This window comes from Pseudarthrobacter sp. MDT1-56, from assembly GCF_059383555.1.
On sequence record NZ_JBWZCK010000007.1, the window covers coordinates 128,941 to 153,599 of the forward strand.

Genomic DNA, 24,659 nt, shown 5'->3' on the forward strand with positions numbered 1-24,659 from the left:
TGAAGTAGGTCTGGCGGGGACGGCTAGGCGGCGTGGCCGGCCAGGAGGCCGGTCAGGGGAGCCCAGACCATCGTGCGGGCGCCGGAGATGGCACCGGCGGCGGCGAAGGGATCCTGCTTGAGGACTTCGTTCAGGGCCTGCTCGTCGGCAGCCTTGAAGATCAGCAGGGCGCCGGCGCCGTCACCATAGGGGCCGCTGGCGAGCAGCGTTCCGTCCTGGGCAAGCCCCGCGGTCCATTCGCGGTGCGCCGGGCGGGTGGCGTCGCGGGCTTCGGAGGATTCGGCGTCGTATACGTACTCAACAGCAAAAACAGTCATACGGATACACTATCGCCCCGTCGGCCAGGTACCCATCCGGCGGGCGGCCGGGAAGCCTTCCGGGCGCCCGGCGTCAGCCGAGGAGGAGCACTTTGGCCAGGGCGGCGACGCCGGCCGCCCACAGCAGGGACGTAAGGGTGCCGATGATGAACCGTTCCGCGGCGACCGGCGTCTCCTTCAGCTCGGCGAAGCGGCCCAGGCCCTTGATCGCGACGACGTAGGCGATGGCGACCGGTTCGCCGACGAGGACCGCGAGGCAGACCGCGAGGCGCTCCAGCACCCCGATGATTGCGCCGCCGCGCAGGATCCGGACGCTGCTGACCGAGACTGCCCCTGAGCCTGGTGCCGGGGCAGAGGTACCGGAGGTGGCGGATGATGCGGGGGCGGCACCGGTGGTGACAACGGGATCAACGGTGACGTCCGCCGCGGGGTCATTCGCCAGGTCGGCGACGCCGGCCCCTGCGTCCTGCCGGTCGTCGATGGTCCGGGCGAGCCGGAAGACCAGCGCCGTCACCGGCCAGCCGACGAAACCGGCCGTGAGCAGGGTCAGGGTGATCCAGAGCGCGTTCACCGGTCTCCTTCCGTGCTGTCCCGGGGGCGGTTATCCGGGGGCTGGGGCCCGCCCGCGTCCGGGGCGCGGTCCGCGGTCAGCCCGCGGGCGTCGTCGTTGCCGGCGATGACTCCGCGGGCAAGGGCGAGCAGCATTTCCGCCGCAGGCCTCGCGGCCCATTCTTCCTGCCAGCCGGAGCGCAGCAGTGCACGGCTCACCGATTGTTCGGTGATTCCCAGTTGTTGGGCAGCGATTTTCTGCGTGCCATGCGTGCCGGAGTGGCCGTGCTGTACCGAGCGCAGCACATCCACGACCTTCCACTGGGCGGCTGTCCGGTCCTGGACCAGCCGTCCGATCAGCCGCAGCACCGCCTCGGCGTTGGCGCAGGCGCGGGCGCCGGCAGAGCCTGCGGGCGACGGGGCAGCCTCTCCCCTGCGCAGTCCGCCGGAGACGACGGCCAGCGGCACGTGAGCGGCGCCGGACTTGGCTTTCTCGACGGCCATGCGCGCCGCCACGAAGGCCGGCCCGGATCCTTCCCGCGGGCTGGCTGGCAGCGGCAGGTCCACCGCTCCCACCCCGATTCCCACGTACCAGCGGCCGCTGCGCAGGGCGTGCAGTGCGATCTCGACGACTTCGTCCGGGCGTTCGACGACCCCTTGGACCTCGTCGCCGACGGAGCGTTCGAAGCGCCCGGCGGTGGAGAGCCCGGCCAGCTCCGCCAGGAGGCCCGGGACTCGGTCGACGTCGGCGCTGCTGCCGCGCTGGTCGATGGTCATCACGTACATAGCCCCACCCTAGGGGGCTGATCCTGAAGAATCAATCACTTTCAACTGATTACCAAAAATAAGCCAAAATAAGCTGATAGTTGAGAATTAGCGTGATCCGGTTTGCATGGCCCAGGCTCAGCCGAAGAGGTTCACCGGCTTGACGATGTCCGCGTAGATCAGCAGGGCGCCCATGCCCATCAGCAGCACCGCCACCACATAGGTGACCGGGAGCAGCTTCGCGATATCGAACGCGCCCGGGTCCGGTTGGCCAAAGAGCTTGGCGATCCTGCGACGGGCGCCTTCGTACAGCGCACCGGCCACATGGCCGCCGTCGAGCGGCAGCAGTGGAATGAGGTTGAAGACGGCCAGGGCGAAGTTGAGTCCGGCCAGCAGCCCCACCAGGGTGGCCACCCGGGACTGCATTGGCACCTGTTCCATCGCGGCGACCTCGCCGGCCACCCGCCCCACGCCGACCACGCTGATGGGTCCGTTGGGGTCGCGCGGGGCCTCGCTGAACGCAGCCTCCGCCACGCCTGCCACCCGGGCCGGCAGGTTCAGGACGACACCGGCGATCTGCTTGATGTTCTCGCCCGCCATCGGCAGGACCGTCGTCGCCGGCTGCGGCACCAGCGCGGTCTGCGCACCGATGCCCAGGAAGCCTACGTCCTGGTACTCGAGGGTGCCGTCCGCGCTCTTGGCCTGGCGGCCGTCGTCGCCCACCACGGGACGTGCGGAGAGGACCGGTGTGACGGTGGTGGTGACCGGGACGCCGTCGCGCTCCACCGTGATGCTGACCTGCTTGTCCGCGGACGCGCGGATCCAGCCGGTGAGTTCATCCCAGCTGGTCACGGCCTTGCCGTCGAAGGAGGTGATGACGTCGTTGGGCTGCAGTCCGGCGGCGGCGGCGGGTGTGAGCCTGCAGTCGGCGGAGTCCGGGTCCACGGTCTCGCCGGCCTTGACCTGGCATTTGGAGACGTCGGCGATGGTGGTGGTCTGGGTGGCGATACCGAAGCCCATCAGCAGCACGGCCGTCAGTGCGAGTCCGATCAGCATGTTCATGGCCGGGCCGCCGAGCATCACCACGATCTTCTTCCAGACCGGCAGCTTGTAGAACACACGGTTCCCGTCGGCGGGACCGACCTCCTCGTGCGCCAGCGAGCGGGCGTCCGAGGCGAGGGACTGGAACATGCCGGTGCTGGAGGTGCGCACGGTGCCGTCGTCCTTGTTCGGCGGGTACATGCCGATCATGGAGACGAAGCCGCCCAGCGGGATGGCCTTGAAGCCGTATTCGGTCTCGCCCTTCTTGCGGGACCAGAGCGTGGGCCCGAAGCCGATCATGTACTTGGTGACGCGGACCTTGAACAGCTTGGCCGGCAGCAGGTGGCCCACCTCGTGCAGGGCAATGGACACGGCGATGCCGATCGCCACGAAGACGACACCGAGGATAAAGAGGAGGACGGGATTCATGCTTGGATCTGCTGCTTCCTAGACGCTTCTGACGGCTAAACGTTCGTGGGTGCGGGCGCGTGCCCATCTTTCAGCATCCAGCACGGACTCCAGCGTCAGCCCGGAGGATCCTGTGTGTTCGCTGAGGACTGCTTCGATGGTATCGACGATGTCGGTGAAACGGATCCGGCCGGCATGGAATGCCATCACGGCTTCCTCGTTCGAGGCGTTGAAGACAGCCGGGTAGGTGCTCCCCCGCCGTGCGGCTTCCTTCGCCAGTTCGACGGCGGGGAACGCCCCGGTGTCCAGCGGCTCGAAGGTCCAGCTGGTGGCTTTGCTCCAGTCGCATGGCCGGGCCGAGCCGGGGACGCGGTCCGGCCAGCCCAGGCCCAGGGCGATGGGCAGGCGCATGTCCGGCGGGGAGGCCTGGGCGATCGTGGATCCGTCGATGAACTGGACCATCGAGTGGACCACGGACTGGGGATGGACCACGACGTCGATCTTCTCCAGCGGGATGTCGAAGAGCAGGTGCGCCTCGATCACTTCCAGGCCCTTGTTGACCAGGCTGGCGGAGTTGGTGGTGACCATCAGGCCCATGTCCCAGGTGGGGTGGGCCAGGGCGTCCTGCGGGGACACATCGTGCAGCTCGTGCCGGGTCCTGCCGCGGAACGGTCCGCCGGAGGCCGTGAGGATCAGCCGGTCCACCTCGGCCGCGGCGCCGGAGCGCAGGCACTGGGCGATGGCGGAGTGTTCGGAATCGACCGGGACGATCTGGCCTTCGCGGGCTGCAGCTTTGACCAGGGCGCCGCCGACGATCAGTGATTCCTTGTTGGCCAGGGCAAGGGTCGCGCCGGATTTGAGCGCGGCCAGGGTGGGCGCCAGTCCGATGGAGCCGGTGATGCCGTTGAGGACCACGTCGGCCTCGATCTCCGCGATCCGGGTGGACGCGTCCGGCCCGGTGATGATTTCGGGGCGGTAGCCCGTCACCCCGGCCGCGCCGGCGGCGTCGTCGATCAGTCTCTGGAGGGCGCCCGCGTCGCCGGATGCCGTACCGATGGCCTGGGCCCGGGTGTGGACGGCCTGCCGGGCCAGGAGTTCGAGGTTCCCGCCTCCCGCGCTGAGCGCCACGACTTCGAAAAGGTGCGGGGCGCCGTCGACGACGTCAATCGCCTGTGTGCCGATGGAACCGGTGGACCCGAGGAGGACGATCTTGCGCGGCTGCATGGTTCAAGTATCCCGCACCGCGCCCGCTGCCCGGGTTCCCCCGCGAGAGGGAGTGCCATCAGCGGCCGTCGGGCGGGGATGTGGCCGCGCATTGACGCTCCGAAGCTCAGGCGTAACGTGGGGATCGTGGAGTGGACGGCCTGGTTTGATGCGCCGGAGTTTGAGTTCGCCCGGCAGGTGCTCCAGCGCGGCATCGCCACCCTCTACTTCGTGGCTTTCCTGTCCTCGCTCAACCAGTTTCCGGCCCTCCTCGGCGAGCGCGGGCTGTTGCCGGTGCCGGACTTTTTGGCACGCTCCCGCCGCCTCCGCCGGCCCACCCTGTTCAGCTGGCGTTATTCGGACCGGCTGCTGCGGGCCGTTTGCTGGGGCGGGATGGCGATTGCCGCCACGATCATCCTGGGCCTGCCGCAGCTGGGCCCGCCGTGGGTTCCTCTGCTGGCGTTCCTGGCGCTGTGGCTGTTGTACATGTCGATCGTCAATGTGGGGCAGACGTTCTATGGTTTCGGCTGGGAAATGCTGTTGCTCGAGGCCGGGTTTATTGTGGCCTTCCTTGGCTCCGACCAGACTCCCCCGCCGCGGACCATCCTGATCCTGCTGGCCTGGCTGGTGTTCCGCCTCGAGTTCGGCGCCGGCATGATCAAGATCCGTGGCGGCCGGGAGTGGCGTGACCTGACCGCCCTCTACTACCACCACGAGACCCAGCCGATGCCGGGGCCGCTCAGCCGGCAGTCGCATTTGCTGCCCAGGCCGTGGCACCGGATGGAGGTCCTGGGCAACCATTTCGCCCAGCTGGTGGTGCCGTTCTTCCTCTTCGCCCCGCAGCCGCTGGCCAGCGTGGCCGCGGGGATCATCATCTTCACCCAGCTCTGGCTGGTGGCGAGCGGGAACTTCGCCTGGCTCAACTGGATGGCGATCCTGCTCGCCTTCTCCGCTGTCAGCGACCCGGTGGCGCATGCTCTGGTCCCGGCGATCCCGCTCGACTGGCACGCCGGGGCCGCAGGCACAGCGGCTCCCGGCAGCCAGGCGCCGGTCGCGTGGCTCGTGGTGGTCTTGCTCGCCACCGTGCTGCTAGTCGTGCTCAGCTACCGCCCGATCGAGAACCTGTTCTCCCGCTACCAGCTGATGAACGCCGCCTTCAACCGCTGGCAGCTGGGGAACACCTACGGCGCCTTCGGCACGGTCACCAAGCAGCGGATTGAAATCGTCGTGGAAGGAACCCTCGCCGCGGAACCCGACCACACAGCGGACTGGCGGGAATATGGGTTCCGCGGAAAGCCGGGCGAGGTCCGGCGCGTCCCGCGCCAGTGGGCGCCCTACCACCTGCGCCTTGACTGGCTGATGTGGTTCCTGCCGCTGCGTACCGTACACGAGGAGTGGTTCTACGCCTTTCTGTCCAAGCTTCTGGAGGCCGACCGACCCACCCTGCGCCTGTTGCGGCATGATCCGTTCGACGGCGCCCGGCCCCGCTGGGTGCGGGCCCGCAGCTACCTTTACCGCTTCGCCACCCGGAAGGAATTCCGCGCCACGGGCCAACGCTGGATCCGGATCCCGCTGCACGAGTCCATTCCCCCGCTGTCCCTGCCGCCGGGTGGCTGAAGGCCGTTGGACGCGTGAGAGCCGTTTAAGCCGGATGGCCGGAATGGTTTTCACCATTCCGGCCATCCGGGGCGAGGCAGTGGAGCATCCCTGCCTAGACGGACAACTCGTCCTTCACCGGCACTGCCTCCAGCGCGGCCTGGCGGCGGCGAAGCCACCAGGAGCCCACGAAGATCAGGGCCATGGAGATGTACACAACCACCGCGAACGGCGAGGAGAACAGGGCCGTGGGATCGTTCTGGGAGAGCTGCAGCGAGCGCCGCAGCTGCACTTCGAACATCGGGCCGAGGATCATCGCCACCACCAGGGGCGCCACGGGGTAGCCGTAGCGGCGCATGAAGTAGCCCAGGATGCCGACCACCAGCAGGACCCCGACGTCGGCCGCGGCGAAGTTCACCGAGAAGGCGCCCAGTGCCGCGAAGACCAATATGCCCGCGTAGAGGTAGGGCCGCGGAATCTGCAGGATCTTCACCCACAGGCCCACCAGCGGCAGGTTCAGCACCAGCAGCATCAGGTTTCCGACGTACAGGGAGGCGATCAGGGTCCACACCAGTGCGCCCTGGTTCTCGAAGAGCAGGGGCCCGGGCTGGATCTGGTAGCGCTGGAACGCGGTGAGCATCATGGCCGCGGTCGCCGTCGTCGGAATTCCGAGCGTCAGCAGCGGGACCAGGACGCCGGCGGCGGCGGCGTTGTTCGCCGCTTCCGGACCGGCCACGCCCTCGATGGCGCCCTTGCCGAACTGTGCTTTGTTCTGGCCCTTGGCCAGTTTCCGCTCCGCGGCGTAGGACAGGAAGGTGGAAACGTCCGCGCCGCCGGCCGGGACCGTGCCGATGGGGAAGCCGATGAAGGTGCCCCGCAGCCAGGGCTTCCAGGACCGCTTCCAGTCCTCCTTGGACAGCCAGGCGTTCTTGCCCTTGCTGACCGGGATGACCTCGACCGGCCCGTGCCGCAGTTTCGAGGCCACATACAGGGCCTCCCCGAGGGCGAAGAGGCCCACGGCCACGAGGACCATGTCGACGCCGTCGACCAGGGTGGGGTTGTCGAAGGTGAAGCGCTGTTGCGCGGTGCTGTCATCGATGCCGATCATCCCGATGAACAGCCCCAGGCCCAGCGACGCGAGGCCGCGCAGCACGGAGGCCCCCAGCAGGGCCCCGACGGTGAGGAACGCCACGATCATGAGTGCCACGTAGTCCACGGGCCCCAGGCCCACGGCAAGTTCCGCGACGACTGGCGCCAGGAAGGTCAGCAGCACCGTGGCGATGGTGCCGGCGACGAACGAGCCGATCGCCGCCGTCGCCAGCGCCGCCGCGCCGCGGCCGGCCTTGGCCATCTTGTTGCCCTCGAGCGCCGTGACGATCGAGGAGGACTCACCCGGCGTGTTGAGCAGGATGGAGGTGGTGGAGCCGCCGTACATGCCGCCGTAGTAGATGCCGGCGAACACAATCAGGGCGGCCGCAGGATCCAGCGCGTAGGTGATGGGCATCAGCAGCGCCACAGTCATGGCCGGACCGATGCCGGGAAGCACGCCGACGGCGGTGCCGACGAAGACGCCGCCCAGGGCGTACAGCAGGTAGACCGGCTGCAGCGCCGTGGAGAAGCCCTCAAGGAGCATCATGAAGCTATCCATTGAAGAACGGCACCCCCTCAAGCAGCGGGCCCGGCGGCAGGGAGACGCCCAGCAGCCCGCCGAAGACGTACTGCAGCACGAGTGCCAGCACCACGGAAATGATGACCGCCTTCCAGAGCGGCTTCGCCTCAAGGGTCCATGCCGCACCGCTGAACAGGACGGCTGCGGCAACGGGCCAGCCGGCCGGTTCGATCAGGAAGATGTGGAGCACCACGAAACCCACGAGTTTCGCAAGGGCCACCCAGTCGGTCTTGGCGGTGACGTCGAGGTCTTCGCTTTCCTCGGCCTGGCCCACCTTGCCGCGGAACACCTGGGCAACGATGCCCGTGCCGACGAGCACCAGCATGGTGCAGACGATGTAGGGGAAGGCGCGCGGGCCGATGCCGGTCTCCGACGGCGGGATCGGGATCGACCCCGCCGTCAGGAGGCCCGCTGCGCCCACGCTCACGAAGACCAGGGCGAAGAGGATCTCCCCCGTGGGCCGCTTGGCGGGCGTGCTGACTTGGATGGACATTGTTACTTGACCAGGCCGATCTCAGTCAGCGTGGTCTTGACCTTGGTGATGTCCTCGGTGAGGAATGTCTTGAACTCGTCGCCTGCGAGGAAGGCGTCATCCCAGTTGTTCTTGGCCAGGGTGGCCTTCCAGGCTTCGGTGTCGTGCAGCTTGGTGACAACCTCGGTCAGCTTGGCCTTCTGTGCATCGTCGATGGAACCCGGTGCCACAACCCCGCGCCAGTTGGTCAGGACGACGTCGACGCCCTGGTCCTTCAGCGGCTTGACGCCCGGCAGGGCCGGGGCCTCGGAGGTGCCTGAGACGGCGAGCGCCCGGACCTTGCCGGCCTTGACCTGCTCGGCGTACTCCCCCACGCCGGAGATGCCGGCCTGGACCTTGTTGCCGAGCAGTGCGGCGATCGATTCGCCGCCGCCGGAGTAACCGATGTAGTTCAGCTTGTCGGGTTCGACGCCCTGGGACTTGAGGATCTGGCCGGCCAGGATGTGGTCCGCGCCGCCGGCTGAACCGCCGGTGATCGCAACGCCCTTGCCGTTGGCTTTGATGTCATCCACGAGGTCCTGGACGGACTGGTACTTGGACGACGCCGGGACCACCAGGACCAGCGGTTCTTCGGTCAGGCGCGCAATGGGGGTGGTGTCCTCCAGCCGCGTCTTGGCGGCGTTGGTTTCCACGGCACCCACCATGACGTAACCCATCACCATGAGCGTGTTGGCGTCCTTTTCGGTGGCGAGCTTGGCGAGGCCGTTCGTGCCGCCGCCGCCGCCGATGTTGCTGACCTGGGCGGAGGTGACGAGTTTGTTGGACTGCAGGTCCTGCTGCATCGCACGGCCTGTCTGGTCCCAACCGCCGCCCGGGTTGGCCGGAACAATGATGCTCAGCTTCTTGATCGGTTCAGCGGCCGAGCCCTGGCCTGCTGCCGTGCTGCTGGTTCCGCTGGCACCGCCGGCACACGCCGACATGGCCAGTGCGATGCCGGCCGCACCGGCAGCAAGCGCAGCCCGGCGGGTGAAGTTGGTCCGCGTGAAATTGGACTGGGAGGTCATGGTTTCTCCTTGTATGAATGTGACGCACGTCATCGGAATCACTCCCCAGAGACTAGGAGCAGCCGGGCGCGGGGGCCAGAATTTGGCCGTAGAGGTAGTAGTGGTCATATTGGTCACGGCCCGGAGCCCGGGATTGGCTGTGGCGGGGGCGGCCGGGATGGGAAACTTGTGACATGGTTCACAGGATTCCCTTACGCTTCCAGCTGGTCGCGCTGCAGCTCGGCATCGTGCTGGCTGTCCTGACAGCGGTGGGGGCTGTGACCATCCGGATGCAGGAGCAGCAGCTCAGGGACGCTTACAAGGGCAGGCTGATCGGGGTCGCCGAAAGTGTGGCCCGGCTGCCCTCGGTGGTGAATGCCTTCGGGACACCGCAACCGGCCCAGACCATCCAGCCCATCGCCGAAGTCATCCGGCAGGCCTCGAATGTCACCTATGTGGTGGTGACAGACCGCAACGGTGTCCGCCAGTCCCACCCGAACCCGGCGGAAATCGGCCGGCCCGTGTCCACCGATCCCTCCGTGCCGCTGTCCGGCGAGATCTACGTCGGCACCCAGACGGGAACCCTGGGTGAATCCTGGCGGGTCAAGGTTCCCATCTTTGACAGTGCCGGCACCGTGATCGGCTCGGCCTCGGTGGGCGTGCTGGAGAGCACCCTGGCCCAGGATCTCTACGAGGACCTGCCGCAGTTGTTCGGCTGGCTTCTTGGCGCCGCGCTGCTCGGGTCGCTGGGGGCGATGTACATCTCCAAGCTCGTCTGGCGGCGGATCTACAAGCTGGAGCCGGAGGACATTGCGGCCCTGCTCGAGACCCGCGACGCGATGCTCCACGGCCTGGGCGAGGGGCTGGTCGCCGTCGACGCCGAAGGCAAGGTCGCGCTCGTCAACGACGAAGCCCGCCGGCTGCTGGGTGTGGGCGAGGAAATCATCGGAAAACCAGCCGGCGAATGCCTGGAACCCGGAGTCCGCCGGATGCTCACCGCCGGATCGGCCACCGAGGAACTGGTGCTCTCCGGCGAACGGATCCTGCTCGGGAAAGTCAACGCCGCGAAGGTGGACGGCCGGGAGGTCGGCAAAGTCCTCATTCTCCGTGACCGTACCGAGCTCCACACAGTACTCCGCGACCGCGACGGCGCCCTGGACGTGACGCAGGCCCTCCGGGCCCAGGCCCACGAATTCGCCAACAAACTGCACGTGATCTCGGGCCTCCTGGAGCTCGGCGAACAGGCGAAGGCCGTGGAATACCTGGGCCGCAGCCACAGCGACGCCGCCTTCGTCAACCGCCCGCTGGCCGCAGGAATCACCGACCACGACGTCCGGGCGCTCCTGATTGCCAAGTCCACCGTCTGCGCCGAGCGCGGCGTCGAGATCCTGGTGAGCCCGGACTCCGTGTGCACCCCGGACGGTACCGGTGACGTCATCACGGTCCTGGGGAACCTGATCGACAACGCGGTGGACGCCGCGGGCTACGACAGCACAGTGGCCGTTCGGCTGGATGAGGCTCCCGACGGCGACCGCACCATCACGGTCGAGGACGACGGCCCGGGCGTCCCCGAGCCGGAGCGGTCCGCTGTCTTCGAGGCCGGTGTCACCACCAAAATGGCCGAGGGCATCAACAGCCGGGGCTTCGGGCTGGCTTTGGTCCAGCGCGTGGCACGGCGCCGGGGCGGCGCGGCGTCGGTTGCGTCCTCCGCGCTGGGCGGCGCCTGTTTCACCGTAACCCTGAAGACAAAAGAGGCGGAACTACAAAAGCAATGAGCTCCATACGCACCCTCATCATTGACGATGACGTGGCAGTGGCCGGGATCCACCATGGGTTCCTGCTGGCCCGCGGCGGCTTCGACGTCGTCAGCCTGGCCCACACCGGGCAGCAGGGCCTGGACCTGGCGGCGCAGCTGCAGCCGGAACTGGTCCTGCTGGACATCCACCTTCCGGACATGTCCGGCCTGGACGTGCTCCAGCAGCTCCGCGGCCGCCAGCAGGCCCTGGACGTCCTGGTCATTACGGCGTCAAGGGAACTGGAGACGGTCCGCAGCGCCATGGCCGGCGGTGTACTGCACTATCTGGTGAAGCCCTTCACGTCCCAGGCCCTGAACGAGCGGCTCGACGAATACCTGCTCCTGCGCCGCGAACTCGCTGCGGGCGGGTCTGCCGGGCCGCTGGACCAGGACAGCATCGACCGGCTCGTGGCGCCGTCGCGCCGGGCCACGGCTGCAAATACCGTGGCGGAGTCTCTGGCGGGGCCCCCGGCCAGGCTGCCCAAAGGGCTGTCCCGGCCCACGCTGGATGCCGTTATCGGGGCGCTCAAGTCCAGCCCGGAGGACGTCTCGGCGGCCGGGATGGCCCTTCAGCTCGGACTCTCACGGGTCAGCGCACGGCGCTACCTCGAATATCTGGTCATCCACGGCTTCGCCCGGCTCACGCCACGCTACGGTGCTGCAGGGCGGCCGGAAAACAGGTATTTGTGGAAGCGCTGAACATGTCCAGTTTTCATGTGCAACGCTGAGCATGCCTTTCCGCCGGTGGAGCACCGGGACAGGGTTGCGCGCTTTGGAACCATCCATCTGACGCAAATGGCCGCTACCGAGCACCCACCTGACGCAAATGGCCGCTATGGGACCCATCAAAGCGGCCATTCGTGGCGGATCGATGAGGTTCACACCATGGAACTGCACCAGCCATACGTCCCGCCAGCGAAATGGGGGCCGGAACCTCCCGAAGCTAGTGCCCCGCCCGCCGCAGCGTGGATTCGGCGTGTTTGAGGATGGGCCCGTCGATCATCTTGCCCTGGTGCTGGAACACACCCGAGCCGGCCGCGGCGGCGGCGGCCAGCAGTTCGGTGGCTGCCGCGACCTCGGACTCGGACGGCGCGTAGGCCCCGCGCACCACGGCCACCTGGCTCGGGTGGATGCAGGCCTTGGAACCGAAACCTGAGGCGACGGCGTCGCGGGCTTCGACGGCGAGGCCCGCCAGGTCCGGGATGTCGACGTACACCGAGTCAACGGCCTCCTTGCCCAAGGCCCGGGCGGCCAGCAGGACAGTGGAGCGGGCGTGCAGCGCAACCGCGCGGTAGGCGCCGTCGTCCGTCCTGCTGGAGGTGCCGCCGAGCGAGGCGAGCAGGTCCTCGGCGCCCCACATCAGCCCGACCACGTTGGGTTCGGCGGCGATGGCGGCGGCATTGACAACCCCCAACGCCGTCTCACAGAGCGCAATCACGCTGTAGCCCTCCAGCTCCCTGAGCTGCTCGGCGCCTTCGGCCTTGGCGAGCATCACGTGCCGGTACGGAGTGTGCTTGAGGCAGTGCAGGTCCTTCTCGAATTCCTCCGTGCCGGCCGGGTTGATCCGGATAATGGTGCGGCTCGGGTCCAGCTCGGGGACGTCCCCGGTGGCGCCGAGCTGGGCGAGGATGGCGCCGCGGGCACGCTGTTTGTCCGCCGGCGCCACGGCGTCCTCCAGGTCCACGATCACGGCGTCGGCCCGCTCGGCGGCCTTCTGGTAGCGCTCGGGACGGTCGGCAGGGCAAAACAGCAGGGCGGGGCCCATCAGGAAGCTCATGTGTCTATTCTGCCCTTCTGTGCAGGTTCTTTCCGGCCTGTCTTTGACCGCTGCAGATTCTTTCCGGACGGGTGTGCCTGCTGCGCGGCGGTGTGCGCGTCCCGGGTCCACATCAGGCAGCTGCGGGTGGCGAGGGCCACCACCTCGCCGTGCTGGTTCCGGCCGGTGTGTTTCATGGTCACAATCCCCTGGCCCGGGCGGGAGGAGGACAGCCGCTTCCCGGTCACGACTGTCTCCGTGTACAGGGTGTCGCCGTGGTACATCGGATGCGGGAAGGACACGTCGGTGAGCCCCAGCTGGGCGATGATGGTGCCCTGGGTCAGCTGCGGAACGGACTGCCCCACCACCGTGGCCAGGGTGAACATTGAGTTCATCAGGCGCTGGCCGAACGGCTGCTCCGCGCTCCAGGCAGCATCGAGGTGCAGGGCCTGGGTGTTCATGGTCATTGTGGTGAAGAGGACGTTGTCCGCCTCGGTCACGGTCCGGCCGGGCCGGTGCGCGTAGACCACGTCCTCCTCGAGCTCATCGAAGTACAGTCCGCGCTGTTCAATGACACGCGGTTCAGTCACGCGCTCCTGCAGGGGTTCGGTCGTCATACGGTCAGTTCCTGGTCTTCCTCGAAGAGTTCGGCGCCGGTGGCCGCGGCCACGTCCTCGGCCGTGACGTTGGGGGCGAGTTCACGCAGGACCAGCCGGGACGTGCTTCCCTCGGTCACGACGTCGATGACCGCCAGGTCGGTGATGATGCGGTCCACGCAGCCTTTGCCGGTCAGGGGCAGCGTGCACTGTTCCACGATCTTGGGCCTGCCGTTCCGGTCCACGTGCTCCATCATCACGATCACCTTCTTGGCGCCGAACACCAGGTCCATGGCGCCACCCATGCCCTTGACCATCTTGCCCGGGATCATCCAGTTGGCCAGGTCCCCGTTCTGGGCCACTTCCATCGCACCGAGCACGGCAACATCGACATGCCCGCCGCGGATCATGCCAAAGGAAGCGGCGGAGTCAAAGAATGCGGCGCCCTTGTTGACCGTGACGGTTTCCTTGCCGGCGTTGATCAGGTCCGGATCCACCGCGCCCTCCGCCGGGTACGGCCCGACGCCGAGGATGCCGTTCTCGGAGTGCAGGACCACCTCGACGCCGGCGGGGATGTAGTTGGGAATCAGCGTGGGCATGCCGATGCCGAGGTTGACGTACTGCCCGTTGCGCAGTTCCTGCGCTACCCTGGCGGCCAGTTCGTTGCGCGTCCAGCCCTTGCTCTCCACACCGGCAGGGTGTTCGACGGCGGCGGGCCGGTACTCGTGGCGGACCGCTTCGGGACGGGGCGGCGCCCCCTGCAGGCTGTTGGAATCCATGGCCTAGGCTCCTGACTGGTTTGCTGCTGTGGCTTCGGTGCCGGCAGCCGTGCCGGGTGAGGTGGCCGCTGCATTGCCGGGCGCGGACGCAGCAGCCAAGGCCACCGTCCGCTTCTCGATCCGCTTCTCGACCCCCGGTGCGAGCACCACGCGCTGGACGAAGATGCCGGGAATGTGGACGTGTTCGGGATCCAGTTCTCCCGGCTCCACGAGTTCCTCGACCTCGGCGATGGTGATCTTCCCGGCCATCGCGCAGAGCGGGTTGAAGTTCATCGCGGTGGCGTGGAAGACGAGGTTGCCGTGGCGGTCGCCCTTCCAGGCGTGCACGAGGCCGAAGTCCGGGGTCAGCGACTCCTCGAGGACGTAGTCGGTGCCGTGGAAGCCGCGCACCTCCTTGGCCGCGGAGGCGATCGCGACGTTGCCGTCGGCGTCGTACTTCTGTGGCAGGCCGCCGTCGGACACCTGGGTGCCGACGCCGGCCGGTGTGTAGAATGCCGGAATGCCCGCGCCTCCGGCGCGCAGCTTCTCCGCCAGCGTGCCCTGCGGGGTGAGCACCACCTCGAGCTCGCCGGCGAGGTACTGCCGGGCGAACTCCTTGTTCTCCCCCACGTACGAGCTGATGGTGCGGCGGATCCGGCCGTCCTTCAGCAGGATCCCGAGCCCCCAGTCGTCGACTCCGCAGTTGTTGCTCACGGTCTCCAGGTTCGTGGCGCCGCTTTGGTGCAGGGCCTCGATCAGGGCCACCGGGATGCCGCAGAGCCCGAACCCGCCGACGGCGAGCGAGGCGCCGTCGTGGATGTCCGCGACAGCCTCGGCGGCGCTGGCAACAACTTTGTTAATCATCGTTGATCCTTGTCTCGACGGTTGCGGCCAGCGGGCCGGTCAGAGCCCCAGTTCGCGGGCGATCAGCATCAGCTGGACCTCCGTGGTGCCCTCGCCGACTTCAAGGATCTTGGAGTCGCGGTAGTGCCGTGCCACGGTGAATTCGTTGATGAAGCCATAGCCGCCGAACACCTGGGTGGCGTCCCGCGCGTTGTCCATGGCTGCCTCGCCTGCGACCATCTTAGCGATGGCCGCCTGCGTCTTGAACGGCTTTCCGGCGAGCATCCGTGCCGCCGCGTCGTAGTAGGCCAGGCGGGCGGTGTGGGCCCGGGCTTCCATCCGGGCGATCTTGAACGCGATGGCCTGGTACTTGCCGATGTTCTGCCCGAACGCGCTGCGCTCCTTGGCATATTTCACCGACTGGTCCACGCAGCCCTGGGCCGCGCCGACGGCCAGCGCCGCGATCGCGATCCGGCCCTCGTCGAGGATGGAGAGGAAGTTGGCGTAGCCGCGGCCCTGGGCCCCAAGCAGGTTTGCCTCGGGGACGTGGACGTTGTCGAGCGTCAGCGGGTGCGTGTCCGAGGCGTTCCAGCCGACCTTGTTGTAGGCCTTCTCGGCCTTGAAGCCGGGCGTATCGGTGGGCACCAGGATGGTGGAGATTTCCTTCTTGATGCTGCCGTCCGGACGCTCCTGCTGGCCGGTCACCGCGGTGACGGTGACGAGGCGGGTGATGTCGGTGCCGGAGTTGGTGATGAATTCCTTGTTGCCGTTGATCACCCACTCGCCGCCGCCGAGCTTGGCGGTGGTCTTGGTGCCGCCGGCGTCCGATCCCGCTTCCGGCTCGGTCAGGCCGAAGCCTGCGAGCGCCTTGCCGGAGGCGAGCAGCGGCAGCCACTCCTCCTTCTGGGCGGCGTTGCCGAAACGGTGGATCGGCATGGCGCCGAGGGAGACTCCGGCCTCCAGGGTGATGGCGACGGACTGGTCCACGCGTCCAAGCTGTTCCAGGGCGAGGGCCAGGGCGAAGTAGTCGCCGCCCATGCCGCCGAATTCCTCCGGGAACGGCAGTCCGAACAGGCCCATGTCCGCCATCTGGGAGACGACCTCGTAGGGGAAGCTGTGCTCCTCGTCGTGCTTGGCGGACACCGGGGCCACCACCTGGTCGGCGAATTCGCGGACCGTGTCGCTGAGGTCCTGGTAATCCTCGCTGAGTTCAAAATCCGGCATGGTGACTCCTTTGTCTGTGGTGCTTGTCGGTGAAGTGGTGCTGAAGCTGCTGGGTGTTACTCCGCCGCGCCCATGGCGATGGCGGCTTCCTCGACGGTGTCTTCGGCTTTCGACGGTTCGACCGGCACGGCGGGGTGGATGGTCGCGAGGACCTGGTCCGCCTTCACCAGGTCACCGGAGCTGATGCTGATGTGCACGGTCCCGTCCAGCGGCGCCACCAGCTGGTGTTCCATCTTCATAGCCTCAACGGAGAGCAGCACTTGGCCGGCCTCCACGGTGTCGCCGTTGCTGACGGAGACGGAGACGACGGTGCCGGGCATCGGTGAGCGCACCGCCGGGTCGGCAGCGCCCTCCTCGCGGTCGATGGCTGCCAGCACCCGGGCCAGCCGGGTCTCGCGGGTCAGCACATCGAGCTTGCAGGACCAGCCCTCGTTGCCGAGGAAGAGTTCGGTGGGGACCCCCGGCGTCGGGTTGTCCCGGGTCGGCGTGACCGGTCCGGCGTAGACCGGGGCAAGGCGGTAGGCCCGGGCCGTACCGTCCACGGTCAGCACCATGTCGTTGCGCCGGCGGAACTGCAGGGACGCCCGGCGTTGCGGGCCGTCGCCGACCGCCACGGTCAGTTCAGCCGAGGTTGCGCTGCCGTGAACGTAAACGGAGGCGACGCCGCCGCCTGGTGTTCCCAGACTGACCATTCGTGGAGCCTGAGCGCCGAGACGCCAGCCGTCCCGCCGCCGCCACGGTCCGTCAACGGCGGCCGTGTTGTGCTTCTCCATGGCCAGGGCATATACAGCGGCGGCGACCAGTTCGAAGTCGTCCACACGCCGGAAGCCGAAATCGGGCATCTTCCGCTCGATCAGGCCGGTATCGAGCCGCCCGGCCCGGACGTCGGCATCGTTGATCAGCAGGCGCAGGTATTCGACGTTGGTGTCGATACCCAGTGCGGTGTACCCGGCGAGCGCCTCGTCCAAGGTGTCCAGGGCCGCGGTGCGGTCCTCACCCCACGCGATGACCTTGGAGATCATCGGGTCATAGCTCGACGAGATCTCGAGGCCTTCCACGAGGGCCGAGTCCACCCGGATGCGGCCTTGGCCGGCCGGGACCTCGGTCCGCTCGGGGGCGCTTGGCCGTGGTGCGGGGCCGGGCAGCTCGTCCAGCAGGAGGACATGTCCGGTGGACGGCAGGAAGTTGTTCTCCGGGACCTCGGCGTAGACGCGCGCCTCCACCGAGTGTCCGGTGAGCACGACGTCGTCCTGGCGGACGGTGAGTTCCTCGCCGGCGGCGATCCGGACCTGCCATTCGACCAGGTCGACGCCGGTGACCATCTCGGTGACCGGGTGTTCGACCTGCAGCCGGGTGTTCATTTCCATAAAGAAGAACTCGTCCGGGGCGTTGTCGGAGACGAGGAACTCCACGGTGCCGGCGCCGCTGTAGTTGACGCTGCGGGCGGCGTTGCAGGCGGCCTCGCCGAGACGGGCCCGGATTTCCGCGCCGTCGGGCAGGGATTCCAGGAGCGGGGACGGGGCTTCCTCGATGACTTTTTGGTGCCGGCGCTGCAGCGAGCACTCGCGCTCCCCGAGGTGAATCACGTTGCCGTGGTTGTCCGCGAGGACCTGGACCTCGATGTGCCGCGGGGTCAGGACGAGGCGCTCCAGAAAGAGGGTGTCGTCGCCGAAGGCGCTGGCCGCGACCCGGCGGGCAGTAACCAGGGTGGCTGCCAGGTCCTCGGGGCGTTCGACGATGTGCATGCCCTTCCCGCCGCCGCCGGCGGAGGGCTTGATCAGCAGCGGGTAACCGACGCCGGCCGCGGCCTCGATGAGCTGCGCGTCCGTCATGCCGGGTTCGGCGATGCCCGGGACCACCGGAACACCGTAGCCGGTGACGTGGTTCTTGGAGCGGATCTTGTCACCCATGACGTTGAGGGATTCAACGCCGGGGCCAATGAAGGTGATCTCCGCTTTTTCCAGGGCGCGGGCGAAGTCCACGTTCTCGCTCAGGAACCCGTAGCCCGGGTGCACGGCGTCGGCGCCGGTGTCGCGGCAGGCCTGGATGATTGCCTCGATCCTGAGGTAGCTCTCGGCCGCGGCGGCCGGGCCGATCCGCACGGCGAGGTCGGCCTCGCGCACGTGCCGGGCTCCGGCGTCGGCGTCGGAATACACGGCGACCGAGCGGATGCCCAGCGCCCGCAGGGTTCGGATCACACGGCACGCGATCTCGCCGCGGTTGGCGACGAGCACAGTGCCGAAGAGGGGCTTCAGGGAAGTTTTAGTCGGCGAAGAAAGAGTCATGGCTGGCTCACATCCGGAAAAGGCCGAAGGAGGTCTCCGGCAGCGGGGTGCGGGAGACGACGTCGAGCGCCAGTCCCAGGACGGTGCGGGTGTCCGCTGGGTCGATCACGCCGTCATCCCAGAGACGGGCGGTGGAGTAGTAGGGGCTGCCCTGGTCCTCGTACTGCTGCTTGATCGGGGCCTTGAATGCTTCCTCGTCAGCGGCGGACCATTCCTCACCGCGGGCCTCGTACTGGTCCCGCTTCACCGTCGCGAGCACGCCTGAGGCCTGGTTGCCGCCCATTACCGAGATCCGGCTGGCCGGCCACATCCAGAGGAAACGCGGCGAGTAGGCCCGCCCGCACATGGAGTAGTTGCCGGCGCCGAAGGACCCGCCGATGACGACAGTCAGCTTCGGTACGCGTGCGGTGGCGACCGCGGTGACCATCTTGGCGCCGTTCTTGGCGATCCCGCCCTGCTCGTAGTCCTTGCCGACCATAAAACCGGAGAGGTTCTGCAGGAAGACCAGCGGGATACCGCGCTGGTCGCAGAGCTCGATGAAGTGGGCTCCCTTGAGCGAGGACTCGCTGAAGAGCACCCCGTTGTTCGCGACGATCCCGACGGGGTGGCCGTGCAGCTTCGCGAAACCGGTGACGAGGGTGGTGCCGTAGTTCTTCTTGAATTCGTGGAAGCGGCTGCCGTCCACCAGCCGGGCGATAACCTCGCGGACATCGTACTGGGCGTTGACGTCGGTGGGGACGGCGCCGTACAGCTCCCCCGGATCCGCCAGAGGTTCGACGGCGGTGTCAATGTCCCAGGCGGGTGCGGCCGGGCGGGGCAGCGTGGAGACGATGTCGCGGACGATCTGGAGGGCATGCTCATCGTTCTCGGCCAGGTGGTCGGTGACCCCGGAAATCTTGGCGTGCACGTCACCGCCGCCGAGTTCCTCGGCCGTGACGATCTCGCCGATCGCCGCCTTCACGAGCGGCGGCCCGCCCAGGAAGATCGTGCCCTGGTTGCGGACAATCACGGTCTCATCGCTCATCGCGGGGACGTAGGCGCCGCCGGCGGTGCACGATCCCATCACGGAGGCGATCTGCGGAATCCGGGCCGCGGACATCTTGGCCTGGTTGAAGAAGATCCGGCCGAAGTGTTCCTTGTCCGGGAAGACCTCGTCCTGCTTGGGCAGGAACGCCCCGCCCGAGTCCACGAGGTAGATGCAGGGCAGCCGGTTCTCCAGGGCGATTTCCTGCGCCCGGAGGTGCTTCTTCACCGTCATCGGGTAGTAGGTGCCGCCCTTGACGGTGGCGTCGTTGGAGATGACCAGCACCTGGCGGCCGTGGACCAGCCCGATCCCGGCAATGACACCGGCGCCGGGCGAGTCGTCGTTGTACATGCCGTTGGCGGCGAGCGGGGCGATTTCGAGGAACGGGCTGCCTTCATCCAGCAGCTGGTTGATGCGTTCGCGGGGCAGTAGTTTGCCGCGGGCCACGTGGCGTTCCCGGGACTTCTCCGGCCCGCCGAGCGCGGCCGTGGCGAGTCGTTCCCTCAGCTCGCGGGCCAGCCCCAGCTGGGCCTCGCGGTTCGCGGCGAAGGCGGCGCTGGTGGCGTCCACCTGGCTGGCGATTGTCTCCATTGACTGCTTCCGTTCTCGGCCTTCATGCTGGGGACCTGCAGTGCGCCCGTTCCAGCCATTTCGGTTAGTACCGCATAACTGAGATTTAGGTTAGTCTCTATTAACTGTGATGTCCAACACGGCGCCAGATGAGCCACCAAATAAGTGAGACGAAGGATGTGCCGGTGAGCGAACCCAGCGAGACGGGCCAGATCGGCACCCAGCCTTCGGCAGCCCTGCCTAATGCAACCCTGGCCTCTGCTCCCCTGCCTGCCGCGGCGCTGCCGCCAACCACCCTGCGCAGCCAGGCCAAGGAGAACCGCCGGCAGGCGCTGCTGTCCTCGGCGGCCGCGCTGTTCGCCGCCGACGGGTTCAACCGCGTCTCCCTCGAGGACCTCGGCGCCGAGGCCGGTGTCAGCGGGCCGGCGGTCTACCGGCATTTCGCCGGAAAGCAGGCGGTCCTCGGGGCGTTGCTGCTGAGCGTCAGCCAGGAGCTGCTCGACGGCGGCCGGGGCGTGATCGCCGATTCCGACGGCGCCGCCGTTGCGCTGCACCGGCTGGTGGAGTTCCACGTGGATTTCGCGCTCAGCAACCCCGACGTCATCCGGGTGCAGGACCAGGACTTCAGCAACCTTGCCGACGAGGACCAGGCCGAGGTCCGCACGCTGCAGAGGAACTATGTGGAGCTCTGGGTCGAGGTCCTGGCCGGGCTGCACCCCGGAACCGATGATGCCGAACTCCGGATGCGCGCCCATGCCACCTTCGGCCTGATCAACTCCACCCCGCACTCGGTGCGCAGCCATGGGCGGCGGATTGCGGTCAAACGGGCCCGGCCGCTGCTGCAGAGCATGGCTTTGGCGGCCCTGATGGCGCCGGCCGTCCCCGAACCACTCGGCTAGCCAGCTCTCCCGCCACACAAAAAGGCTGCCGGCTGCTCCCTCAAGAGTGTGCAGCCGGCAGCCGTAAGCGCGGGGGCCGCTAGACCATGGCCAGGGCCATGCCCGGATCGGACAGCATGGCGCCGAGGTCCTGCAGGAAGCGTGAGCCTTGCTCGCCGTCGACCAGGCGGTGGTCGAAGGACAGGCTGAGCGTCATGACCTGGCGCAGGGCCACCTCGTCCTGGTACTCCCAGGGCATCTTCCGTACGGCGCCGAGGGCCAGGATGGCTGCCTCGCCCGGGTTCAGGATGGGAGTGCCGGCATCGATGCCGAAGACGCCGATGTTCGTGATCGAGATGGTGCCCCCGGAGAGCTCCGCCGGAGCGGTCTTGCCCGCGCGCGCCGTGTCCGTCAGCTCGGTCAGCGCCGTGGAGAGCTCCAGCAGGGACATCCGGTCCGCGTCCTTGATGTTCGGCACGGTCAGGCCGCGAGGGGTAGCGGCCGCGATGCCCAGGTTCACGTAGTTGTACTGGACGATCTCCTGCCTGGCCTCATCCCAGCGGGTGTTGAGCGTGGGATGGTTCTTCAGCGCGATGAGCACGGCTTTGGACACCAGGGTCAGCGGCGTGAGCTTGTAGCCGGCAAACGCGCGGCTGGCCTTCAGCTTCGCCAGCAGCTCCATGGTGGGAGTCACGTCAATGGTCAGGAACTCCGTGACGTGCGGCGCGGTGAACGCGCTGGAGACCATGGCGGCGGCGGTGAACTTGCGCACGCCCTTGATCGGTGTCCGGGTTTCCCGCTCACCCTGCGCCGGCGCCGGGCCCGGGGCGGAGACACCGGCCAGGTCCCGGGGTGCGACCGGGAGGTCTCCCCCGCCGACAAAGTTGCGGACGTCGTCACGGGTGATGAGCCCGAACTCCCCGGTGCCGGTGACCTGGGCGAGGTCGACGCCGAGATCTTTGGCAAGCTTGCGCACGGGCGGTGTGGACCGCGGGCGTTCCCCGGTGTGGGACGCAGGCAGGCTCTCAGCCCGCCCGGTCTCCGGAACCACCGGGGCGGCCACCGGCTCAGCCACCGGTACCACCGGGGCGGTGTCGACGCGCTCAGCCGCCGGCGCCGGCGCGGTTGCAGCGGCTGGGGCAGCGAAGGTGCGGGCGCGGCGGGCCGGGCGGCCGGAATTCTCGAGGACCGCGCCGTACCCGACGAGGTTCGGTTCGCGTTTGGCGGGCGCCTCTGCACCCCCACCTCCGGCGGTTCCGGAGCCGCCGGCGGGACCGCCGTCGTCGCCCTCCACCTCGAAGGAGACGATCGGCTTGCCCACCTCCACGACGGTGCCGGGCTGTTCGTGCAGCGCCGCGACCACACCGGCGAACGGCGAAGGAAGCTCGACGACGGCCTTGGCCGTTTCCACCTCAGCGATGATCTGGTTCAGCGTGACGGTATCCCCCACCGCGACCTTCCAGGCGACAATTTCCGATTCAGTCAGACCTTCACCGAGGTCCGGCAGCCTGAATTCCTTGATCATGGTGGCGCTCATCCTTCCAGCCCGCTCAGGGAGTTGGGGCGGCCCAGGGCGCGGTCGACGCCGTCCAGGATACGGTCCAGGCCCGGGAGGTGGTGCATTTCAAGCTTTGAGTACGGGTACGGGACGTCGAAGCCGGTGACCCTGACCGGGGCAGCCTCAAGGTGGTAGAAGCAGCGTTCGGTGATGCCGGCGGCCACTTCGGCGCCGATGCCGCCGGTCTGGGAGGCTTCGTGCGTGATGACGAGCCGGCCGGTTTTCAGGACCGAGGCCTCCAGGGTCGCGAAGTCCAGCGGGGCGAGCGAGCGCAGGTCGATGACCTCAACCGAGACGCCTTCGTCGGCGGCGGCGAGCGCGGCGTCTTTGGCCGTCTTGACGAGCGGGCCGTAGGCCACGAGCGTCACGTCCGTGCCTTCGGTGACGACGCGGGCCTTCTCCATCGACAGGGCAGCGCTGAGGTCCAGGGTCTCGTCCACCTCGCCCTTGTCGTGGTAGCGGCGCTTGGGTTCGAAGTAGAGCACCGGATCATCCGAGGCGATGGCTTGCTGGATCATGGTGAAGGCGTCCTGCGGGTTGGAGACGCTGATCACGCGCAGACCCGAGGTGTGGGTGAAGTACGCCTCCGGTGACTCGGAGTGGTGCTCCGGGGAACCGATGCCGCCGCCGAAGGGCACACGGATGGTGATGGGCATCTTGACCGCACCCTGGGTGCGGTAGTGCATCTTGGCGACCTGGCTGACGATCTGGTCGAACGCCGGGTAGATGAAACCGTCGAACTGGATCTCCACCACCGGGCGGTACCCGCGGTAGGCCAGGCCGACGGCGGTGCCCATGATGCCGGACTCGGCCAGCGGGGTGTCCACGACGCGGTGCTTGCCGAAGTCCTTCTGCAGGCCGTCCGTGACGCGGAAGACGCCGCCGAGGGCGCCGATGTCCTCGCCCATCAGGATCACCTTGGGATCGTTTTCGAGGGACTTGCGCAGGCCCGAATTGATGGCTCGGGCAAAGGTCATCTGCGTCATCAGCGTGCACCTTCTTCAGTAGCGGCTTCTGCGGGATCGCCGAAGGAAGCCAGGTAACGGGAATAGTGGTCCTGCTGGCGGTCCAGCGGGGAATGCGGCGTGCTGTAGACGTGTTTGAAGATGTCCAGCGGCTGCGGCTCGGGCATGTTGATGGTGCCGGTCCGCAGCGCCTTGGCGACGGCGTCCGCTTTGGCGGCGACGGCGGTTTCGAGCTCGTCGGTGAGCAGTCCCTTACGGTCCAGTAGGGACTTCAGCCGGGCGATCGGGTCCTTGGCGGCCCAGTCCTCGAGTTCGTTCGCGTCGCGGTAGCGGGTGGGATCGTCCGCAGTGGTGTGCGGGCCCATCCGATAGGTGACGGACTCGATGAAGGTGGGGCCGCCGCCATGGCGTGCACGGTCGATGGCGATCCGGGTGGCCGCCATCACGGCCAGGACGTCGTTGCCGTCCACCCGCATGCTGGGGATACCGAAGCCGGCCGCGCGGTCCGCGATCTGGATGTGCGACTGCAGCCGGACGGGCTCGGAGATTGCCCAGTGGTTGTTCTGGCAGAAGAAGACCACCGGGGACTGGAAGCTGGCGGCGAATACCAGGGCCTCGTTGACGTCGCCCTCGCTGGTGGCACCGTCGCCGAAGTAGGCCACAGCGACCGAATCGGCGCCGTCGTTCTGGATTCCCATGGCATAGCCGGTGGCGTGCAGGGTCTGCGCGCCGATGATGATCTGCTGGGTTGCGACGTTGACCGTGTAGGGGTCCCAGCCGGCCAGGGCGTTGCCCCGCCAGGCCTTGACGATGTCCTCGGGACTCACCCCGCGGCAGTAGGCCACACCGTTGTCGCGGTAACTGGGGAAAACGAAGTCGTCGTCACGCAGGGCCCGGGCCGAGCCGATCTGGGAGGCCTCCTGGCCCAGCAGCGGCGGCCAGAGGGCGAGTTCACCCTGGCGCTGCAGGGCGGTGGCCTCGGCATCGATCCGCCGGATCACCACCATGTCTTCGTAGAGCGCGCCAAGCTGTTCGTCACTGACGTCCTGGACCCAGGGATCGAATTCTGGATGGCTTACGCGTTCACCCCCGGGGGTGATGAGCTGGACGAGATCCCCGCCCGTCCGCCTGTTTGATTCTGCACTGTTCCCGGGGCCCCCGGCGGAAATGCCGCCCTTGCCCGCGTCGTCGGTAAACACAGTTGTACGCACCTTCTGACGTCGTCTGACCGGTGCCCGCGGGACTCGTGATCCCGGTGCGCGCCGGCCGTCCGGGCGCCGTTGCCCCGGATAGTTGTGACCCTACTCACAATGCCCATTGGGTACAACCACCTACGAATAAATT

Annotated in this window: 22 protein-coding genes; 4 read left to right on the plus strand and 18 right to left on the minus strand. The window is 67.8% G+C overall.

What is annotated here, in order from left to right; all coding sequences use genetic code 11:
- Positions 1-23: 23 nt before the first annotated feature.
- From AC50YC_RS11690 to dxr, 5 genes are all read right to left on the minus strand, one after another.
- A complete protein-coding gene (locus AC50YC_RS11690; protein WP_494953678.1) occupies positions 24-317 on the minus strand; it encodes a YciI family protein in 294 nt (97 codons plus the stop codon).
- Positions 318-390: 73 nt separating this feature from the next.
- The gene (locus tag AC50YC_RS11695) at positions 391-888 is read right to left on the minus strand and encodes a hypothetical protein (protein ID WP_494953679.1); all 498 of its coding nucleotides are present in this window, start codon (positions 886-888) and stop codon (positions 391-393) included.
- On the minus strand, positions 885-1,652 hold the full coding sequence (locus AC50YC_RS11700; protein ID WP_494953680.1) for a MarR family transcriptional regulator: 768 nt from the start codon (positions 1,650-1,652) through the stop codon (positions 885-887). Before AC50YC_RS11700 ends, AC50YC_RS11695 begins: the two co-directional genes overlap by 4 nt.
- 117 nt (positions 1,653-1,769) lie before the next feature.
- Positions 1,770-3,101, minus strand: a complete 1,332-nt coding sequence (locus tag AC50YC_RS11705; protein WP_494953681.1) for a M50 family metallopeptidase — start codon at positions 3,099-3,101, stop codon at positions 1,770-1,772.
- 18 nt (positions 3,102-3,119) lie between these two features.
- Positions 3,120-4,304: a 1-deoxy-D-xylulose-5-phosphate reductoisomerase gene (dxr, locus tag AC50YC_RS11710; RefSeq protein ID WP_494953682.1), complete on the minus strand. Its 1,185-nt coding sequence runs from the start codon at positions 4,302-4,304 to the stop codon at positions 3,120-3,122.
- A 126-nt stretch (positions 4,305-4,430) separates the two neighbouring features.
- On the opposite strand from dxr, the gene AC50YC_RS11715 reads away from it, so the two are divergent.
- Positions 4,431-5,900 (plus strand): lipase maturation factor family protein, encoded by a 1,470-nt coding sequence (locus AC50YC_RS11715; RefSeq protein WP_494953683.1) that lies wholly within the window; start codon positions 4,431-4,433, stop codon positions 5,898-5,900.
- 94 nt (positions 5,901-5,994) lie between these two features.
- Here AC50YC_RS11715 and AC50YC_RS11720 read toward each other — a convergent pair whose 3' ends face one another.
- The 3 genes from AC50YC_RS11720 to AC50YC_RS11730 are packed head-to-tail and all read right to left on the minus strand — an operon-like array spanning position 5,995 to position 9,084.
- Entirely contained in the window at positions 5,995-7,527 is a 1,533-nt protein-coding gene (locus AC50YC_RS11720; protein ID WP_463907453.1) for a tripartite tricarboxylate transporter permease, read from the minus strand.
- Entirely contained in the window at positions 7,520-8,041 is a 522-nt protein-coding gene (locus AC50YC_RS11725) for a tripartite tricarboxylate transporter TctB family protein (protein WP_494953684.1), read from the minus strand. Before AC50YC_RS11725 ends, AC50YC_RS11720 begins: the two co-directional genes overlap by 8 nt.
- A 2-nt stretch (positions 8,042-8,043) precedes the next feature.
- Positions 8,044-9,084 carry a Bug family tripartite tricarboxylate transporter substrate binding protein gene (locus tag AC50YC_RS11730; RefSeq protein WP_494953685.1) on the minus strand — a complete coding sequence of 347 codons (1,041 nt, stop codon included), beginning with the start codon at positions 9,082-9,084 and terminating at the stop codon, positions 8,044-8,046.
- 173 nt (positions 9,085-9,257) lie between these two features.
- Here AC50YC_RS11730 and AC50YC_RS11735 point away from each other — a divergent pair, with 173 nt between their 5' ends.
- Together AC50YC_RS11735 and AC50YC_RS11740 are read left to right on the plus strand one after the other, a co-directional pair.
- A complete protein-coding gene (locus tag AC50YC_RS11735) occupies positions 9,258-10,838 on the plus strand; it encodes an ATP-binding protein (protein ID WP_494953686.1) in 1,581 nt (526 codons plus the stop codon).
- Positions 10,835-11,557 carry a response regulator gene (locus AC50YC_RS11740; RefSeq protein WP_494953687.1) on the plus strand — a complete coding sequence of 241 codons (723 nt, stop codon included), beginning with the start codon at positions 10,835-10,837 and terminating at the stop codon, positions 11,555-11,557. The genes AC50YC_RS11735 and AC50YC_RS11740 overlap by 4 nt, the downstream gene beginning before the upstream one ends.
- Positions 11,558-11,801: 244 nt before the next feature.
- Here AC50YC_RS11740 and AC50YC_RS11745 read toward each other — a convergent pair whose 3' ends face one another.
- Genes AC50YC_RS11745 through AC50YC_RS11775 form a run of 7 tightly spaced genes read right to left on the minus strand, consistent with a single transcriptional unit; the run spans position 11,802 to position 19,935 of the window.
- Positions 11,802-12,635 (minus strand): HpcH/HpaI aldolase/citrate lyase family protein, encoded by an 834-nt coding sequence (locus tag AC50YC_RS11745; protein WP_494953688.1) that lies wholly within the window; start codon positions 12,633-12,635, stop codon positions 11,802-11,804.
- A complete protein-coding gene (locus tag AC50YC_RS11750; RefSeq protein ID WP_494953689.1) occupies positions 12,632-13,231 on the minus strand; it encodes a MaoC family dehydratase in 600 nt (199 codons plus the stop codon). The genes AC50YC_RS11745 and AC50YC_RS11750 overlap by 4 nt, the downstream gene beginning before the upstream one ends.
- Positions 13,228-13,989: a CoA transferase subunit B gene (locus AC50YC_RS11755; RefSeq protein WP_494953690.1), complete on the minus strand. Its 762-nt coding sequence runs from the start codon at positions 13,987-13,989 to the stop codon at positions 13,228-13,230. The genes AC50YC_RS11750 and AC50YC_RS11755 overlap by 4 nt, the downstream gene beginning before the upstream one ends.
- A gap of 3 nt (positions 13,990-13,992) precedes the next feature.
- A complete protein-coding gene (locus AC50YC_RS11760; RefSeq protein WP_494953691.1) occupies positions 13,993-14,832 on the minus strand; it encodes a CoA transferase subunit A in 840 nt (279 codons plus the stop codon).
- 39 nt (positions 14,833-14,871) lie between these two features.
- The gene (locus AC50YC_RS11765; RefSeq protein WP_494953692.1) at positions 14,872-16,035 is read right to left on the minus strand and encodes an acyl-CoA dehydrogenase family protein; all 1,164 of its coding nucleotides are present in this window, start codon (positions 16,033-16,035) and stop codon (positions 14,872-14,874) included.
- A 56-nt stretch (positions 16,036-16,091) separates the two neighbouring features.
- On the minus strand, positions 16,092-18,320 hold the full coding sequence (locus AC50YC_RS11770; RefSeq protein WP_494953693.1) for an acetyl/propionyl/methylcrotonyl-CoA carboxylase subunit alpha: 2,229 nt from the start codon (positions 18,318-18,320) through the stop codon (positions 16,092-16,094).
- Positions 18,321-18,327: 7 nt separating this feature from the next.
- Positions 18,328-19,935 carry a carboxyl transferase domain-containing protein gene (locus tag AC50YC_RS11775; RefSeq protein ID WP_494953694.1) on the minus strand — a complete coding sequence of 536 codons (1,608 nt, stop codon included), beginning with the start codon at positions 19,933-19,935 and terminating at the stop codon, positions 18,328-18,330.
- A gap of 164 nt (positions 19,936-20,099) precedes the next feature.
- On the opposite strand from AC50YC_RS11775, the gene AC50YC_RS11780 reads away from it, so the two are divergent.
- Positions 20,100-20,813 (plus strand): SACE_7040 family transcriptional regulator, encoded by a 714-nt coding sequence (locus AC50YC_RS11780; protein WP_494953695.1) that lies wholly within the window; start codon positions 20,100-20,102, stop codon positions 20,811-20,813.
- Positions 20,814-20,892: 79 nt separating this feature from the next.
- Here AC50YC_RS11780 and AC50YC_RS11785 read toward each other — a convergent pair whose 3' ends face one another.
- The 3 genes from AC50YC_RS11785 to pdhA are packed head-to-tail and all read right to left on the minus strand — an operon-like array spanning position 20,893 to position 24,514.
- The gene (locus AC50YC_RS11785; protein ID WP_494953696.1) at positions 20,893-22,329 is read right to left on the minus strand and encodes a dihydrolipoamide acetyltransferase family protein; all 1,437 of its coding nucleotides are present in this window, start codon (positions 22,327-22,329) and stop codon (positions 20,893-20,895) included.
- Positions 22,326-23,336, minus strand: a complete 1,011-nt coding sequence (locus AC50YC_RS11790) for an alpha-ketoacid dehydrogenase subunit beta (RefSeq protein ID WP_494953697.1) — start codon at positions 23,334-23,336, stop codon at positions 22,326-22,328. The genes AC50YC_RS11785 and AC50YC_RS11790 overlap by 4 nt, the downstream gene beginning before the upstream one ends.
- On the minus strand, positions 23,336-24,514 hold the full coding sequence (gene pdhA / locus AC50YC_RS11795; protein ID WP_494953698.1) for a pyruvate dehydrogenase (acetyl-transferring) E1 component subunit alpha: 1,179 nt from the start codon (positions 24,512-24,514) through the stop codon (positions 23,336-23,338). Before pdhA ends, AC50YC_RS11790 begins: the two co-directional genes overlap by 1 nt.
- Between the last annotated feature and the right edge of the window lie 145 nt (positions 24,515-24,659).